This is a genomic window from Occallatibacter sp. (assembly GCF_049582745.1).
Taxonomy (GTDB): Bacteria; Acidobacteriota; Terriglobia; order Terriglobales; family Acidobacteriaceae; genus Telmatobacter.
In genome coordinates this window covers 1-2,239 of record NZ_JBAUUO010000108.1, presented here as the reverse complement: position 1 = coordinate 2,239, position 2,239 = coordinate 1, and the positions used below count along the sequence as shown (strand labels likewise).

Annotated in this window: 1 protein-coding gene and 1 pseudogene; both read left to right on the top strand. The window is 59.7% G+C overall.

Translation table 11 applies throughout. The annotated features are described in order from the left end of the window. Nucleotides 1-305: 305 nt before the first annotated feature. A pseudogene (locus WCA10_RS16480) lies at nt 306-1,476 on the top strand (IS481 family transposase); the annotation flags it as partial. Between the two features lie 293 nt (nt 1,477-1,769). Next, nucleotides 1,770-2,239, top strand: a 470-nt coding sequence (locus WCA10_RS16475; protein WP_472823607.1) for a Fur family transcriptional regulator, incomplete at its 3' end; no start/stop codon positions are given.

Sequence of the window (2,239 nt, the reverse complement as noted above, 5' to 3'; positions counted from 1 at the left end):
ATAGAGATCTGATTGGGGCAGCTCTGGGGTGCGACCGTCAACCAAGACGGCCCCTCGAAACTGCCCCAAACCCATTTTCAGCGCTCTTTGACAAGTTAAGTTGTTGATTTATAAATATTTTACCTTTAACTCCTTTAAACTCAAAGACCTGGCGGGGACTAACTCCTAAGTCTTTGATTCCAAAAGACCGGGGGTAGGGGAGGGGGGTACCCGTGAAGGGGTACAGACCGGGCGGATACCTGACAGATTGAACCGGGGGCATTCCTGACACTGCAACAGTGGCCAGCGCGAGTACAACGGAGCGCATGCCATGGAAAGCGAGCAGTGCGATGGAAGAGAAGCTACGGTTCATCTTTGAGTATGAACGGGATGAGCGGACGATGACGGAACTGTGCCAGCACTACGGGATCGCGCGCGAGACCGGGTATGTCTGGTTACGGCGCTACCGGCAAGCGGGAGTAGCTGGGCTGGCGGAACGAAACCGGGCGGCAGAGCGGCATCCCAACCAGACAGCGGCAGAGATCGAGCAGTGGGTGCTGGAACTGCGCCAGGCGCATATGCGCTGGGGCCCGCGGAAGTTGAAGCGCGTGTTGGAGCGCGACGAGCCGGGACGGAGATGGCCAGCGGCGAGCACGATCGGCGAGTTGCTGAAGCGGGAAGGGCTGGTGGTGACGCGCAAGAAGCGGCGAAAGACGGCGCCTTACACCGAACCATTGGCGCATGCCGACGGGCCAAACCGAGTGTGGTGCGCGGACTTCAAGGGCTGGTTCCGCACGGGGAACGGAGAGCGCATCGATCCGCTGACCATCTCCGATGCGCACAGCCGCTATCTGCTGCGCTGCCAGGCGGTGGAGAAGACGGACACGGCGCGCGTGCAGGCAATCTTCGAAGCCGCGTTCCGCCAGTATGGATTACCGCAAGCGATCCGCACCGACAACGGGGCGCCCTTCGCCTCGACGGCGATCGGAGGACTGTCGCGGCTGGCGGTGTGGTGGATCAAGTTAGGGATCGTGCCGGAACGGATCGAGGCCGGACATCCGGAGCAGAACGGGCGGCACGAGCGCATGCATCGCACGCTGAAGCAGGAAGTGGCGATGCCGCCGGCGCAGGATCGGCGAGCGCAACAGCGAGCGCTGGAGGACTTCCGCCAGGAATACAACGAAGTGCGGCCGCACGAAGCGCTGGGAATGCAGACGCCGGCCAGTGTGTATGTGCCGTCCGAACGCGAGTATCCGGCGCGGGTGAGGGAGCCGGAGTATCCGTCGACGATGCTGGTGCGCAGCGTGCATTCGCACGGACATTTTCGCTGGAAGAAACGGCACGATGTGTTCTTGAGCGAGGTGTTGTGGGGTGAGCGCGTGGGCCTGTTGCCGATCGATGAGCGTTGGTATACGGTCTACTTCGCCGAGCTTCCCTTGGCGCGGTTTGATAGCTGGCAACGGCGTGTGTCGCCGCTCCCGTCCGCCAAGAATCCCAAGGGAGAGAATGCCGTGGAGCAGGCCGGCTTCGACATTGCGGAAGCAGGGGAAGAGGAAGTATCCCCTTCCCCTGCACCCCATTCCCTCATCGGGATGCAAGGAGAGCAAAAAGTGTCAGGGATGTCCCCGGTCTAAAATGTCAGGGATGCCCCCGGCTGTTCACCAGTAAATGCCTCCTGGCGGTAAACAGGCAGGTGGAAGGAATAAAGGAATAAACGAGTTGATCGAACTGAGTAACCCCGATGAGCAGAAGGGAAAGTCGATTGGCGCACCCGCACTCCGCCCAGTATCATGTCTGGAACCCTCGGCGCGCATTGTCATTTTGAGTTTTCGTGCCGCCCAAAAATGCTACAGAAACGAATCGACGATCAGCCGTCTATCTCGCAGGAGAACATCCGCGAAGCCGAAGGAATTTTTTTGCAGCACCTCAAACGCGTCGGCTTAAAGCAGACCGAACAGCGCAGCGCAATTCTGCGGACCTTTCTGGAAACGCGGGAACATCTTTCGACCGACGAATTGCACCGCCTGGTCAAAAAAACCGACCCGCGCATAGGCTTCACCACTGTCTACCGGACGCTGAAGCTTCTGGCCGGTTGCGGCCTGGCTAGCGAAGTTGCCTTTCACGACGGCATCGCGCGTTACGAACATCAGTACAACCGCCGCAGTCATCACCACATGGTGTGCACCGATTGCGGCGCTTCGGTCGAATTTTTCTCGGAGAAAGTCGGAGAAATCGAGCAGGAGATCGGACGCAAACACCG